The organism is Moraxella sp. DOX410, from assembly GCF_032248735.1.
In the GTDB taxonomy this organism is placed as follows: domain Bacteria; phylum Pseudomonadota; class Gammaproteobacteria; order Pseudomonadales; family Moraxellaceae; genus Faucicola; species Faucicola tetraodonis.
In genome coordinates, this window is sequence record NZ_CP135138.1 from 1,887,588 (window position 1) to 1,903,569 (window position 15,982).

Below are 15,982 nucleotides of genomic sequence, written 5' to 3' on the forward strand. Positions count from 1 at the left end.
ATCATCCTTTCAACAAGTTATAACAATTTCACCCCGCTAAAATTTTGCTAATCTCTCCTAGACAGGAGCCACAATTGGTGCCTGCTTTGCAATGTTTACCAACCTCAACGACGGTTTTACAGTGATATTTTTTTATTGTCTCAACAATGGTGTTTTCACCCACTGACATACAAGAGCAAACAATTCGCCCTGTATCAATAAAACCCGTGGCAGGTTTGCCCATTAGTAGCCATTTACGCGTATGGCTATCAAGACTTCTGCCAAATTGGCTATCTAGCCAGTTATGGGTGGGTAGTTTATGCTCGTGGGTGCTCAAAAATACTAGCGCATGGACTTGCCCATTTTGCAATATCGCAAGGCGTAAATCTTGGCTGGTGTTATCGGTATCAATATGTTGATAATGGATAATATCAAAGTTGTAGGCTTGCGCTGGTTGATTGAGCCATACACTTAACTGCTGTTGCCAATATTGCTTATCAAACCAAGTTGTCATGAACGCAGACTGATTATCAATGGCAAAAAAATACTGGCTACTGTTTGACTGGCGATTACGCACCCAATAAGTCATATCTGGCGATTCGAGCCAAGTTAGCAGGTTTTCATCACAATGTTTATCAATCAATAACCATCCAAATGCTTGCATGGTCAGCTTTTGCAGCCTGACAGGTTGGTGCTTGAGCTGCGGTTGCTGTGAAAAGGGGTCATGATGATTGCTGATAAGCTTACCGACACGCGCATTGGCGGCAAAGTGTTGATTCCAGTGCATAGGTATAAACACATCGCCTTGGCGTTGTTTTTCAGTCACATCTGCCCGCACTAAGATAGTACCATTGGGACTGTTAATTTGCACAAAATCGTTATTTTGTACACCCAAAGGTTTGGCGTCACTCGGGTGAATCGCAACCAGTGGGTGCGGTAAATGCTGATTGAGCTGTGGGGCAATCCCTGTACGGGTCATGGTATGCCATTGGTCACGCGAGCGACCTGTGTTAAGCACTAGTGGATATTGCTCATCAGGCAATGACTTGGGTACCGCAGGATTAACGGTGACAAAATGCAGTTTTTGGGTATCGGTATAAGTGGTGCCGATAGTGGTGTGTGCGTCTTGTTTTTGTAGTCCAAAATAATGCGGTTGACCCCATTGAAACGGTGCCAAATTATCATACTCGTTTTGGCTAATATTGGCTAAATGACTGATATTAAAACTTCGACTATCTGTATTTTTTTCACCGCCATTCTTCTCGCCACTAAGCCGAGCGTGTTCGGCAAACACTTGGTAGTCGTGGGTGTAATCAAAACCCACAAAACCCATTTTCTGTGCTACTTGGCTGACTATCCACCAGTCGGGCTTGGCATCAGCAAATGGGGTGACTAAGCGGCGCTGGCGAGAGATACGGCGTTCGCTGTTGGTGACCGTGCCTGATTTTTCACTCCAGCCTTGCGCGGGCAAAACCACATGAGCAAAGTCGAGCGTGTCGCTGTCTTTTGAGCAGTCAGACACGATGACCAGTGGGCATTGCTGTAACGCCATGGCAAATTTGTCTGCTTCTGGTAGACTGACTACAGGATTGGTCGCCATAATCCAAATCGCTTTAATTTGCCCCTCCAAAATAGCATCGGCACATTGGGTTGCCTTGATACCATCTTTACCACTAATACTAGTCGGTGCTTGCCAAAAGTTGGCTACTGTTTGACGATGGTCGCTGTTTTTGAGCTCAAAATGACTGGCAAGCAGATTGGCTAACGCCCCGACCTCTCGCCCACCCATGGCATTGGGCTGTCCTGTAATTGAGAATGCCCCTGCCCCTTCATAACCCAGTTTGCCTGTATAAAGGTGGCAATTGATAATGCTATTCACCTTATCGGTGCCATTACTGGCTTGATTGACACCCATGGAGTAAAAACTCACGGTTTTCGTGGTAGTGGCAAACAATTGGTAAAACTCGGTTAAATCACTTTCGTTGACACCGCAGATTTTGGCAACTTTTTTAATCGTCCAACTGTCACTGGCTGCAAGCGCATCAGCAAGATTGTCACAATGCCTGAGATAATCGTGATTGGCATAGCCGTTTTGGTGCAAGTAATTGAGTAGTCCGACAAATAAATGGGTATCTGTGCCGGAGCGAATCGGCAAATGCAAGTCAGCAATCGCGGTGCTGTCAGTGGCTCGCGGGTCAATTACCACGATTTTTTTGTTGGCATTGGCTTGTTTGCTGGATTTTAACCGACCAAATAAAATCGGATGACACCACGCCATATTCGAACCGATAATGATAAATAGGTCGCTGTTTTCGATGTCTTCATAATTACAAGGCACAGTGTCCGAGCCAAATGCTCGCTTGTAGCCAGCCACCGCTGATGACATACACAGTCGAGAATTGGAGTCCAAATTATTGGTACCCAAAAAACCTTTGGTAAATTTGTTTGCCACGTAATAATCTTCGGTGAGCAGTTGTCCCGATACATATAGCATAACGCTGTCGGCGCCGTATTCATCAATGGTCTGTTGCAATGATTTAGCAACAAAATCGGTGGCGGTATCCCAATCGACTGGCTCGCCATGAATCATCGGATGTGCCAAACGGCGGTCACGATCGAGCGTATCGCCCAACGCTTTGCCTTTGGAGCATAATTTGCCAAAGTTGGCAGGATGGTTTGGATCACCGTCAATGCTGACGTGTTGGGTATTCTCATCAATCGTCGCTAACACGCCACAGCCAACACCGCAATAGGCACAGGTAGTCTTGACTTGTGTCAGGGGAGATTTTTGTGGTGCTAAATGTTGTATAGTTGTTGTCACACGTTAACCTTTTACTATTTTTGATTTCTACCAGTCAGATCAGCCCGCCAGCAACTCTTCACAAAACGCTTTGCCAAACAGTAATTTATCTTTGATGGCTGAAATATCTTGTTGATTTTGAATCAGTTCAAAAAACCAACCGCCCTCTTGTACATCACCATATAGTACTGCAGATAAAATACGGTCGTCTTTTACGGTGATTTTTTGGTAGATGCTATGGCTAGGGTCTTGATAAATCAATTGCTCGCAGTCGTGACTTACATCGATATCACCTGCCGAAAATAGTGCCACGCCCGAGACCTTTAGTTTGGTTGCTGTTGGTTGTATGCTAAACACGGGCGAGATGCTGCCTGGCTGCTCGTTTAAGGTATGTAGCAGAATATTGGCTTGCTCATACACAGGTGCGACTAGCCCAAATAGTTGGTTGTCAAACTGTACACACTCACCAATCGCATACACGTCTGGGGTATGGGTTCGCATTTGGTTATCAACCAAAATCCCCCGCTCGCAACTGATACCGACCTGTTGCGCAAGGGCAATATTGGGTCGCACGCCGACGGTCATGATAATACAATCGCTGTCAATGGTTTTGGCAGGGATGGATGTGTCGACATTATCCGTGTAAGTCAGTCCAGTAACCTGGTTATCCTTGTCCACGCAAATCGCTTGGGAGTTGGCGTTGAGCACAAACTCAATACCTTTGTTTTCAAAGTAAGTTTGCAGTAAATCGGCAGCGGTTTTATCCAGTTGGCGATTGAGTAAATAGCCTGCCCCATGCACCACAGTGACTTTCGCTCCCTGTTGTACCAAAGCATTAGCAGCCTCAAGACCGAGTAATCCACCGCCGATAACCAGACATTTTGGAGATTTTTTGCCATTATGATTGTTTTTTGCGATATCTAGCATAGCATCCACATCGGCTTTGGTACGAAAACCCATGACGCCTTTTGCGGTATGGTTGGGCAATGGCAAAATAAATGGCGTTGAACCTGTGGCAAACACCAATTTGTCATAGCCGATAGTTTCGCCACTGTCGGTGATGACCTGATGAGCAGCAAGATTGATATCGCTAACAGTGCAACCTGTCTTTACAGTGATGTTATGGTTGGCGTACTCCTCTTGAGAAAATAGATAAATCTCAGCGAAGCGTTTTTCCCCTGCCAATACAGGCGATAGCATAATACGGTTATAGCCTGCATATGGCTCGCTGTTGATAAGCGTGATGGCAAACTCATCTTGACTTTGTTCGCCTTGGCTATCAATCCCCAGTCCGCTGTGGGCACTCAGTCTGCTTTTGGCATACTGCATGGCAAAGCGTGTCCCTGCCATCCCTGCCCCTATGATAAGAATGTGTGTGTGTTGCATTATTTGGCTGACCTTGCTTATCCGACCCGATATTTAATACTTTAGAATCTAGCACTTTAAAATTTAATAATTCAAAATTTATGCCAACCGTTTTAAACCGTTGTTTTTTACTGTTTTTTATGGTGTTTTAAATTTTGGCTATTATTTGTCGGACAGTGTGGTGGATGTTGACCACTCTTTGAATTTAACCTCTTTAACTGTAGATAACTGTTTGACGGTTTTTAGCCAATTGTTTCGCTATTCATTTGCATTATTTTTTCACCTTCTCGATTACTTACCAAAATAGTGCAGTACAGCATCAAATTTTTATCATTTATGCTAATCGGTAAAAGTTTTATCACAGCAAAATAGCTAATTGATGGGTCATTCAAAAAAAATATTGCAAAAACAAAAGTTTATGATGATGGCATAAATATTGCTTTTACCTTATTACCGTGAACCATACAGGCTCACTTAAAGGAGAAGCAGATGCCCCAACGTTTACCGCTGTTTGCTATGAAATTACCCCGTATCAAGGTGTTACATTACACCTGGTTTGCTTTTTTCGTCACCTTTTTAATTTGGTTTGCTCATGTGGCATTGATGCCCACCATCAAACAATATTTTCATTTGAGCGATGGACAAGTCAAAGCGATCTTGATGCTCAATGTGGCTTTGACCATTCCTGCTCGTTTGCTAATCGGCGCGATGGTCGATAGATACGGCCCCAAGCGTTCATATAGTGCTGTGTTGTTGATTAGCGGTTTTTTGTGTTTTGTGTTTGCTTTTGCTCAAAGTTTCCAAATGCTGGCGATTGGGCGGTTTTTGCTAGGCTTTGTCGGTGCAGGATTTGTGGTTGGGATTCGTTTGATTTCAGAATGGTTTCCTGTCAATGAAGTCGGCTCGGCAGAAGGGGTGTACGGCGGTTGGGGCAATTTTGGGGCGGCAGTAGCGTCGATGTCGATGCCGATTCTTGCCTTAATGTATGGCGGTGCAGACGGTTGGCGGTATGCGATTGCTACCACAGGCGTGATTGCGATTGTTTATTCGGTCATTTTTTATCGTGGCGTCACTGATACACCCAAAGGCGCGACTTATTTTAAACCAAAAAAATCAGGCGGCTTGGAAGTATCAAACAAGGCAGACTTTTACTTTTATGCGGTGATGATTTTACCGGTTTATGCGATTTTGTTTTTGTTGGCGTGGCGTTTGTCACCTAGCGGATTAAAATTATTAACCGCTAATCAAACCATGCTGGCATATGCGGTGGTGGCGGTGCTTGTAGTCTATCAATATATCAAAATCTGGTCAGTCAATAAGCATTTATTTGATACATCTCGCCCTGCGGTAAATCCAGAATATGGTTATCAGTTCAAACAAGTGGCGATTTTAGACATGGCGTATTTGGCATGTTTTGGCTCTGAGTTGGCAGTGGTGTCGATGTTGCCGCAATTTTTTATTACCAACTATGGTGTATCGCATACTTTAGCAGGGTTGACTGCAGGCTGTTTTGCGGTGATGAATTTATTTGCTCGTCCTGGCGGTGGTTTTATGTCCGATGCGGTCGGTCGTCGTAAAGTATTGATGATTGCATTGGCAGGGCAAACGGTGGGTTATCTGCTAATGACGCAAATGACCAAGTTACCATTGGCGGGTGCAGTGGCAATCGTGCTGCTTACTTCTGTATTTGTGCAAGCAGCATGCGGTGCAGTGTATTCAGTGGTTCCGCTCATTCAACGCCGTATGACAGGGCAAATTGCTGGTATGGCGGGTGCCTATGGTAACGTAGGTGGGGTGTTGTTTTTGACTATTTTCTCTATGGTATCGCCAACAGGATTCTTTATTACCCTCGCGATTTTTGCAGGGATTGCCTTTATTGGCGCGACCTTCCTGAGCGAGCCACAAGGACATATGGTCGAAGTGCACGAAGATGGCACGATTGAGCGAATTGCGATAGCGTAATCGCTCTTTAAATCCAAATAAAAAAATAGTCAACCAACGGACAAGGAAGTCTAGTTAGTAAGGCAAAAAAGGGTGTATGCCCTTTTTTCATTTTTGCACAATGCGTAGCAACCGTGCTAGTAAGGAAAAACCCATGTCAAAAGCCATTCAGCAAAATCCCCCCACTTCTCAATCTTTACCACAATCCTTGCCGCAACTGCTGACCCGTGCTGCTAGTCATGCAGGGCGCAAAGCGGAAAACCAAGACACCTTGACAATGCAAACGCTGGTGCCAACAGGGGATAGCAGCGCCACTCAGCTTGCATGGCAAGTCACCGCTTTAGCTGACGGCGTCAGCAGCTGCGGACAGCCAAAGCTCGCCAGTCAATGGGTGATTGATACGCTGATCGACCAATTAACCATGCACCAAGCTGACATGGTAACAACCCCAGTTACTAGCCCAGTTACTAGCGATTCATTGAATAACAACAGTGCCGAAACGCTTGCCCAAATGCTCACCAAAAGCGTGCATATTATCAATGATTTTTTGTATTTTAGTGATCACCATGACAGCTTTGATTCAGCCTCGCAGCGGTATTTGCCCAAATTACTCTCAACCTTATCTGGTCTGCTGTTTACCGAGCCTTTATTATCCGAGCATGCGGCAGTGTTATTTCACACGGGTGACAGCCGTATCTATCGGCTACGACACAACAAACTGCGCGTACTCACCCAAGACCACAGACACAAACGAGGGCGAGACAAAGGCGCCTTAGCCGCTGCACTTGGCGCAGATGCCCAAGTAGAATTACAACTTGCCCAAATTGATGTGTTGCCCGAAGATGTGTTTTTGATAATGACCGATGGCGTGTATGAATTTATCGGTGATGATGAATTATTGTTACTCACCCAATCGGCATTGGGCAAATTGTTGGCGCTGGATAATTCCACCACCTTCGACTTAGAAAATTTGCCAGAAACCTTGTGCCAAGTGGCATTGGAAAATGGCAGTAATGATAATGTCAGTTGCGTGATGATAGCCGTCTTGCCAAAAGTTGCGAGAATTTTGGCGAATGCAGATTTTGACAAAGCTGACCTTGCCGAACATACAGACAATCGTCATGCGGTTACCCGTTTACGCATTCCGCCTGTGCTGACTGTCGGCGACAAGCTTGATCATTTTACCATTGACAAAGTGGTGCAAAACACGCCACGCAGTAGCGTGTATTTGGCAACCGATAACACCGCCGACACAGGCGATAATCAGCGTATTATCAAAGTGCCATCTGCCTATTATGAAGACGATAGCGGATTTTTACGGCTGTTTTTAAAAGAAGAAAAAATAGGGTTAAGCCTCAATCACCCAAGCTTACTAAAATTTTACCCCAAGCCGATGAATAGCCAATATCTGTACCATGTCACCGAATTTTTGCAAGGCATGAGCTTGCGTGAATTTATCGACACCCAGCCGCCCTTATCGGTTGCCCAAACCTTTGCTATTGTCAATCAAATCGGTATGGCGCTGCGAGCCATGCACCGTAATTATCTACTCCATCAAGATATCAAGCCCGAAAATATCATGCTGCTGCCATCGGGTCATATCAAGCTCATTGACTTTGGTTCGGTTGGCTCGTTGCTCTTAAGAACAGCACATACACCGCCTGTGGGCGATTTGCATTATATTGCCCCCGAATATTTTAGCGATGCACCAAAAGGGGTGTATTCCGATATTTTCTCGCTGGGTGTGGTGACTTATGAGATGCTGACGGGGCTACAGCCGTTTGATGTCGATACCTTGACCACTGCGATGACCGCCCAAACTACCCAAAAACTGGCGTTCAAAAACGTGCGGCAATTGCGCACGGATTTACCATTTTGGGTCAATGACGTGCTGATTCGTGCGCTGCAAGCAGATAGCAACCGCCGCTATCAGAGCATTGGCGATTTTCTCACCGACCTTGACCCCAAAAGCCATGCCGACGATAAAGCCAAGCAGCCGCTGATTGACAAACATCCTGTACTATTTTGGCAACTGGTCAGTGGCATATTAACGGTGCTGTTGCTCATCACTTGGCTAATGGTTGCGTTAAATCACTAACAATGTAATTTAGGTTATGCTTGATAGACAATTAACCTATATTTTTTAACCCATTGAAATTTATAGTTAATTTAAATATTGGCATAAAGTTTGCTTATATAACAGTATAGAAAAACTTGGGATAATACACGCCAAAAGCCAGTCATTATCCTAGTCAAAAAGCCAATGTTTCGTTAGAAGGGATAAATACATGAAAAATCTCATTGTCATCGGTAACGGTATGGTCGGTCATCACTTTATCGAAAAAGCGATTGAAAAAAACTTGCACCAAATTTATCAGATTCATGTATTTAGTGCAGAAAAACGCCCAGCATATGACCGTGTCTATTTATCCAGTTACTTTGAACATAGAGATGCCAGTCAATTAAACTTGGTGGATTTGGCGCACTATAAGCAAGCTGGGATTACCTTACATTTAGGCGAAGCGGTTAACCACATTGATGCGCAAAGTAAAATCGTAACAACGGCCAAAGGCAATACGCTTGAGTTTGATAAATTGGTACTCGCCACTGGTTCTTATCCTTTTGTCCCGCCTGTCAAAGGCAACCAACATGCACACTGTCATGTCTATCGAACTATTGAAGACTTAGATGCGATTTTAGCAACTGCGGACAATCCACGTGTCCAACGTGGTGTGGTGGTTGGCGGTGGTTTATTGGGATTAGAAGCCGCCAAAGCCTTAGTGACACTGGGTTTAACCACCTATGTAGTCGAGTTTGCCCCCCAACTTATGGGCGTACAGCTAGATGCCGCAGGCGGAGAGTTGTTAAAGAAAAAAATCGAAGACTTAGGTGTGACGGTACTAACAGGTAAAAACACCCAACAAATCATCGACAATCATGACGATGACGCCAGTTTTTTAACCATGCAATTTGCCGATGGTAGCTTGCTTGATACCGATTTGATTCTATTTAGTGCTGGGATTCGCCCTGAAGATACTATGGCACGAGATTCTGGGCTAAAACTTGGCGAACGTGGCGGTATCGTCATTGATGACACATGTCAAACAAGCGAGCCAGATATTTATGCCATTGGTGAATGTGCGTTGTGGGATAACAAAATTTATGGGCTGGTCGCCCCAGGCTACACCATGGCAAGCGTGTGTGCCTCGCAACTGGCAGGCGAGCATGACAGCCTATTTGACGGTGCGGACATGAGCACTAAACTCAAACTGATGGGCGTGGATGTTGGTAGTATCGGCGATGCGCATGGCAAAATCAAAGGCAGTTTAAGCTTTGTGTATCAAAATCCCAAAACAGGCGTGTATAAAAAGTTAGTTACCTCGGACGATGGCAAACGCTTGCTCGGTGCGGTACTTGTGGGTGATACGGAAGATTACAGCAACTTGCTCCAGTTATTTTTAAATGGTATTGATTTACCCCTACAACCTGAAAGCTTGATTTTACCGAATGTCGAAAAGCCTGTTATGGGCGTAGAGAATCTGCCCGATACCGCTACCCTATGCTCATGTTATAACGTCAGCAAAGGTCAAATCTGCGCAGCCGTGGACAATGGGGCCATGACTTATGAAGACATCAAGATCTGCACTAAGGCCAGTACAGGCTGTGGCGGCTGCGCCCAAATTGTCAAAGATACCTTAGTGTCAGAACTCAAAAAGCGCGGTATCGAAGTTAAAAACCATATCTGTGAGCATTTTGCTTACTCGCGCCAAGAACTATATCACTTAGTGCGTGTCGGCAATATCCGTACCTTTGAAGAGATGATTGAAAGACACGGACACGGTGATGGCTGTGAAATCTGTAAACCAACGATTGGCTCGATTTTGGCGTCTTGCTGGAATGACTATATTCTTGATAAACCCTTGGTTGCGCTGCAAGACACCAATGACGCTTTCTTGGGGAATATCCAAAAAGATGGTACTTACTCAGTCGTACCGCGTATTGCGGGCGGTGAAATTACCGCCGAAAAACTCATCGTACTGGGCGAAGTGGCTCGGGATTTTGGACTTTACACCAAAATCACTGGTGGGCAACGTGTGGATTTATTTGGTGCACGTAGTGACCAATTGCCCGATATTTGGGAACGCTTAATCAACGCAGGTTTTGAAACAGGGCATGCCTATGGCAAGTCTTTGCGTACCGTCAAATCTTGCGTCGGTAGCACATGGTGTCGCTATGGCGTGGATGATAGCGTTGGCTTGGCGATCGAACTGGAAAACCGTTATAAAGGCTTACGTGCCCCGCATAAAATAAAATTCGGTGTATCAGGCTGTACCAGAGAGTGCGCCGAAGCCCAAGGCAAAGATGTTGGTATTATTGCCACTGAAAATGGCTGGAACCTTTATGTCTGTGGCAACGGCGGCATGCGTCCTAGACATGCTGAACTATTTGCCAGTGACTTGGACACAGCCACGCTGATTAAATATATCGATCGTTTCTTAATGTTCTACATAAAAACAGGCGACCGCTTACAACGCACGTCAGTCTGGCGTGAGAAAATGGAAGGCGGACTTGAGTACATTCAACAGGTAGTCATCAATGATAGCTTGGGTATTGCCGAAGAACTCGAAGCACAAATGCAAGCGGATATTGACGCGTATCAATGCGAATGGAAAACCACCCTTTCTGACCCAGAGCGCCTTAAACGCTTTAAGCACTTTATCAACAGTGACAAAGTCGATGACAACGTGGTATTTGTCGAAGAACGGAGCCAAATTCGTCCTGCAACTGCCGATGAGAAGTCAGTGATTGGCCAAGACGCAACCGAATTCTCAGACCAGACTGCATCACCTGCCTAACGTTAATAACATTCACCAAACTGGGATGTCCCATGGGCATCTCATCGGGTAAAAAATACGGAATCAAATCATGAATGAAATCTGTAAACTAGACGATATCATCCCTGAAACTGGCGTTTGTGCGCTAGTCAACGGCGAACAAGTTGCCATCTTTCGGACCCATCATGACGAAGTATATGCCATGCATAACTTTGACCCATTTAGCAAGGCTAACGTCATTTCTAGGGGGCTACTTGGTAGCTGTGAAATTGACGGGCAAAAAGTGCGTTATGTCGCGTCACCTATGTATAAACAACGTTTTGACTTGGCGACAGGTAAATGTATTGATGATGAGCAAGTGGCATTAAAATCCTACCCTGTGAGCGTGACCAATGGCGTGGTAATGATTTAGTCTTTATTAACTGTAAGGACAGATTGAATTTGCCCAAACCCCGCACAACATTCTCACAAACATAAAAAAGGCATCAAAACCGCATGCCTTTTTTATGTTTTAGGTGTTGACAAAAATAGAGGGTAAGCATTCAGCTCCCCTCTGTCATCATAGTTTTCACTCTGACTAATTACTGATTAACCGATTAATTATGGCTAAAATATGTACAGTCTTATCATCTCTACAATGCTACAATGCGGCATACGTTAAAGTAGGCGCATTTAATTGATGATACAGCGATACCACATCGCCCATAATCATCACCGCAGGCGATGGCAGTTTAGCGTCATTTTGCAATGCTTGAATAGTGCCTAGCGTACCCACCAAAACTTGCTCGTTAGGACGACTAACATTGGCAATAATCGCAAATGGTGTATCGGCTGATTTACCCGCTTGCAACAGACCTTGGGTTAAATTTGGCAAAGTATTTAACCCCATATAAAAAATCACCGTTTGATTATCGGCAAGCAGCTCTGCATATTGCTCATTTGGCGTGTCTGCCTTCAAGAATCCTGTCACAAATTTGACGGATTGCGCATAGTCACGATGGGTGAGCGGAATATTGACGCTATTGGCGACTGCTAGCGCGGTGGTAATGCCAGCAATCGATTCACACGCCACCCCTGCACCAATCACGGTTTGCATTTCTTCACCGCCCCGCCCAAAGATAAACGGGTCGCCCGACTTTAAGCGTACAATAGTTTTGCCTTGTTGCGCTAGGGTGACCAATAAGCCATTGATGTTTTGCTGGGACATGCTGTGCTTGTGGCATTTTTTACCGACATAGATTTTTTCTGCCGTTGTGTTAAGTGCCAAAATCTCATCACTCACCAGATTGTCATAACAAATCACATCCGCTTGCAAGATAGTTTTATAGGCTTTGATGGTCAAGAGTTCGGGGTCGCCTGTACCTGCACCAACCAGATACACTTTGCCCTGATTTTGTACAGCTTTTGCATGTTTGGTGGTTATAGGAAGGTCAAAACGATTTTCTTTCACGGTGTCATGGGGAAAAAATTCAACACTCACAGGGCTACTGATTGAAGGCATAGCAGTTTTCCAACATAATCAAACAAGGTAATTTAAAAATGCAATTACCATGCCTAAATTTTAACTCATACCCTTAATCCTACCCTTAACTGATGAAATTATTTTATATCCTGTTAATGTGAATAATTTCCCAAAATTTGACCTATTTATCCTATGTCATTGAGTGAGTTCAACGCCAAATCAAATTCATTTTTGGTATTAAAATTTGCTAAAGTTATCCATTCATTCGGCAATGCAGCGGTTTGTATTTTTTTATCCGCCAAAAACTTCATCACTGCGCGCTGACCCTTATCCAAATAATCGTTTAATTTTATTAATAAATCCGTACGATACAAACCCAACAATGGATAATCCTTTTCAGCCTTTAAATAAATCACCGCCTCATTATCGGTTACTGCATAACGCAACTTATCAAAAACTTGATGGGCATGAACCAAACTATCACAGCTTATCACCAGTAAATAATGGTAAGGAGACATGACTTGATTCATGGCACTTGCCATGGCTGATAACGCCCCTGCTCCTTTGCCATTTTGTTGATTTGGCAGATAATCATCAATGATTTTGACGGTTGTATCATGACATAAGCGCTTACCACTATCTGCCACCATGACAGGGACATTTAAGCGTTTGGCATGACGAATATGAAAATCAAGCAAAGTTTCGCCATTTGGCAAGCTTAATAGCGCCTTGGGTGAACCCATCCGAGATGATTGACCCCCCGCCAAAATCACCACCCCTGCCAATTTAATGGTCATGTTTTGGATTTTCACGCATCAGATGCGGCACAAAGTTACACGGACGGGTACGGTTGTCGAGTTGTTCTTTGATAATGCCTTCCCAGCCCGTGCGACAGGCACCCGAGGAGCCAGGTAAACAAAAAATCACCGTATTATTCGCCATGCCGGCCAGGGCACGAGATTGCAAGGTTGACATGCCGATTTCATCACGAGATAGCGCGCGGAACATCTCGCCAAAACCTTGTACTTCTTTATCAAACAGCGGGCTTAGGGCTTCAGGGATTTGGTCACGGATATAAAAACCTGTCCCGCCAGTGGTAATGATAGCGTGAATCGCAGGGTCGGCAATCCATTGACTCACGATCGCACGGATTTGATAAATATCATCGGTGCGTATGGCTCGCTCCGCCAGGGTATGCCCTGATTCGACAAGGCTATCGGCTAGGTATTGACCAGAGGTATCTTCTTCTAAACTGCGGGTGTCTGATACAGTTAGGATTGCGATATTAAGCGCAATAAAAGGTTTTTCAGGCTTGCTCATTGGGGTTTCCTCATTATTTTATGGGCATACAATTTTACCGGCATATCAGATATTGCCATACATTAGGCATTGGTTATAGCGTTTTTGTTTGTAACGCATGTCTAGGCTATGAATCTGTCAATTAACGCCCATTGGTTGACTGCCTAGACAGGCATCAGCTTTGCACGCTTGCACCCGTCCATTTATGTTAATCAACAAAAACAATATTACTCATCCTTAACCACGACAGGCGGACCCAGCAATAAATGCTCATCAATAAACTCATTTGCTGAATTATGCTCAGCAGACTCTGCCGTGATATACCATTGTTGATTACGGTACAAGGTCAATCTATCGCGTGTCAGCCCTCGCCATAGACAATACATCATCACAAACACCACGATGGCAAACGGAAAGCCTGCAATAATCGCGACCGCTTGCAACGCAGATAACCCCCCTGCCACCAATAATACCGCAGCAATCACCCCTTGGCTCAATGCCCAAAATAACCGCTGAATTTTTGGCGGATTGGTATCGCCGCCTGCGGTGAGCATATCAATCACAAGGCTTGCCGAATCTGACGAAGTGACAAACCACAACATAATCATCACCACAATCACCAGCGTCAAAGGCTTGGTTAAAGGATAATATTCAATCAGTTTAAAAATCGCACTACCATAATCGGCTTTGACTGCTTCAATAAGCCCATAATTGCCCATCAATTCCATATGTACCGCGCTGCCGCCAAAGGTGGTAAACCAAAAGAACAACAACAGCATCGGGATAAATAACACCCCAAAAATAAACTCTCTGATAGTACGACCCCGAGAAATACGCGCCACAAAAATTCCCACAAATGGCGACCAACTCACCCACCATGCCCAATAAAAAATCGTCCAATTTGCCTGCCAATCCGTATTGCTATACGCCTCACTCCAAAATCCTAGTGGAATAAGTTGACTGACATAATTGCCGATATTTTCAATAAAACTATCGATGATAAACTGGGTCGGACCAAACAATAACATAAAACCAAGCAGCAACACAGTCAGCACAATATTGATATCGCTTAAGCGTTTAATCCCTTTATCCAGCCCCATCATCACTGATAGCGTCGCCATTGCGGTGATAATTGCAATCAAACAAAGCTGTACTGGGACATTATTGGGAATACCAAACACATTGCTAAAGCCTGCGTTGATTTGCATCGCCCCTAGCCCCAAGGATGTCACTACCCCAAACATCGTGCCAAACACCGCAAGGGTATCGACCACATGCCCCCATTTGCCATAGATTTTTTGACCAATCAACGGGTACAGTACCGAGCGAATCGACAACGGCAAGCCACGGCGATAATGAAAATACGCCAATGACAATGCTACGACACAATACAACGCCCACGCATGAATTCCCCAATGCAAAAACGAAATACTCATCGCTTGTTTAGCCGTTTCTACGGTTTCGGCTTGCCCCATGGGAGGCGACATAAAATGATACAAGGGCTCTGCCGTCCCCCAATACAACAGACCAATCCCAATCCCCGCACTAAACAGCATGCCAAACCATGATAGTAAGCTATACTCAGGATGCTCTGTCTGATGGCCAAGCCGAATATCGCCATAACGACTCAAGGCAATATATAAGCTAAACACCACCGCGACATTCATCAAAATGATAAAAAGCCAACGAAAACGGTGGGTAATAAAAGACTGCAGTTGGTTAAAAACTTCACCTGCCAACTCACCAAATAACGAACCAAAAATAATAAATCCGACAATCAGCAATGCGGAGGCAATAAAAACAGGACGATTAACCCGAGGGAAAGGGCCGAATTTTTCGACTTTCACAGAACTCATAAAGATATCTTTTCATTAGATTAACTGGAAAGCAACCTTAACAAATTATTTACAATAATTCAAATTACAGCAAGATTTAACAGGGCTTATATATTACAAAAACAAAACTAAGTTTCTGATTATGAAGAATATATATCTTAACATACTGTAACATTTCAGTAGAGCCGAGAAAATAGGATTAATTAATTTTATTTAATAACCCAATATCATTACGCAGGGGTTGATTCAACATACATCATCGGTTTATCTACTTTAATTTGGTTAACTGACGCCTCGTCTGGGCTATGACCCCGTTGGATAATCGGATGCTTTCAATGACTGGGTTAGGGGAAAACGCATTGACAATTTGGTAGTGGGCGATGGGGATATTGCGGTATAGATCATGCCATAAAATGCGAGACTTTGTTGTTCGATTGCATGAATTTTGGTTGCCTGACAGCTTGTA

10 protein-coding genes are annotated in these 15,982 nt (G+C 44.4%); 4 read left to right on the top strand and 6 right to left on the bottom strand.

The annotated features are described in order from the left end of the window. Nucleotides 1–28: 28 nt before the first annotated feature. Both RNZ41_RS08410 and RNZ41_RS08415 read right to left on the bottom strand, forming a co-directional pair. Complete coding sequence (locus tag RNZ41_RS08410; protein ID WP_314027073.1) at nt 29–2,800, bottom strand: molybdopterin-dependent oxidoreductase; 2,772 nt, start codon at nt 2,798–2,800, stop codon at nt 29–31. Between the two features lie 39 nt (nt 2,801–2,839). Then, nucleotides 2,840–4,165, bottom strand: a complete 1,326-nt coding sequence (locus RNZ41_RS08415; protein WP_314027074.1) for an NAD(P)/FAD-dependent oxidoreductase — start codon at nt 4,163–4,165, stop codon at nt 2,840–2,842. A 468-nt stretch (nt 4,166–4,633) separates the two neighbouring features. Between RNZ41_RS08415 and RNZ41_RS08420 the strand changes: the two genes are divergently transcribed. The 4 genes from RNZ41_RS08420 to nirD all read left to right on the top strand — a co-directional run bounded on the left by RNZ41_RS08420 (nt 4,634) and on the right by nirD (nt 11,332). Continuing rightward, complete coding sequence (locus RNZ41_RS08420) at nt 4,634–6,106, top strand: MFS transporter (RefSeq protein ID WP_007116460.1); 1,473 nt, start codon at nt 4,634–4,636, stop codon at nt 6,104–6,106. Between the two features lie 133 nt (nt 6,107–6,239). Continuing rightward, entirely contained in the window at nt 6,240–8,183 is a 1,944-nt protein-coding gene (locus RNZ41_RS08425) for a bifunctional protein-serine/threonine kinase/phosphatase (protein ID WP_314027075.1), read from the top strand. A 190-nt stretch (nt 8,184–8,373) separates the two neighbouring features. After that, nucleotides 8,374–10,941 carry a nitrite reductase large subunit NirB gene (gene nirB / locus RNZ41_RS08430; RefSeq protein ID WP_314027076.1) on the top strand — a complete coding sequence of 856 codons (2,568 nt, stop codon included), beginning with the start codon at nt 8,374–8,376 and terminating at the stop codon, nt 10,939–10,941. A gap of 70 nt (nt 10,942–11,011) precedes the next feature. Continuing rightward, on the top strand, nt 11,012–11,332 hold the full coding sequence (gene nirD / locus RNZ41_RS08435) for a nitrite reductase small subunit NirD (RefSeq protein ID WP_314027077.1): 321 nt from the start codon (nt 11,012–11,014) through the stop codon (nt 11,330–11,332). A 228-nt stretch (nt 11,333–11,560) separates the two neighbouring features. Here the strand turns inward: nirD and cobA are convergent, their stop codons facing one another. From cobA to RNZ41_RS08455, 4 genes are all read right to left on the bottom strand, one after another. Continuing rightward, nucleotides 11,561–12,421, bottom strand: a complete 861-nt coding sequence (cobA, locus tag RNZ41_RS08440; RefSeq protein ID WP_314027078.1) for a uroporphyrinogen-III C-methyltransferase — start codon at nt 12,419–12,421, stop codon at nt 11,561–11,563. A 146-nt stretch (nt 12,422–12,567) separates the two neighbouring features. Continuing rightward, the gene (mobA, locus tag RNZ41_RS08445) at nt 12,568–13,179 is read right to left on the bottom strand and encodes a molybdenum cofactor guanylyltransferase (RefSeq protein WP_083106317.1); all 612 of its coding nucleotides are present in this window, start codon (nt 13,177–13,179) and stop codon (nt 12,568–12,570) included. Beyond that, on the bottom strand, nt 13,169–13,702 hold the full coding sequence (moaB, locus tag RNZ41_RS08450; RefSeq protein WP_065253265.1) for a molybdenum cofactor biosynthesis protein B: 534 nt from the start codon (nt 13,700–13,702) through the stop codon (nt 13,169–13,171). Before moaB ends, mobA begins: the two co-directional genes overlap by 11 nt. 206 nt (nt 13,703–13,908) lie before the next feature. Further along, complete coding sequence (locus RNZ41_RS08455; RefSeq protein WP_313421583.1) at nt 13,909–15,537, bottom strand: BCCT family transporter; 1,629 nt, start codon at nt 15,535–15,537, stop codon at nt 13,909–13,911. Nucleotides 15,538–15,982: the final 445 nt, after the last annotated feature.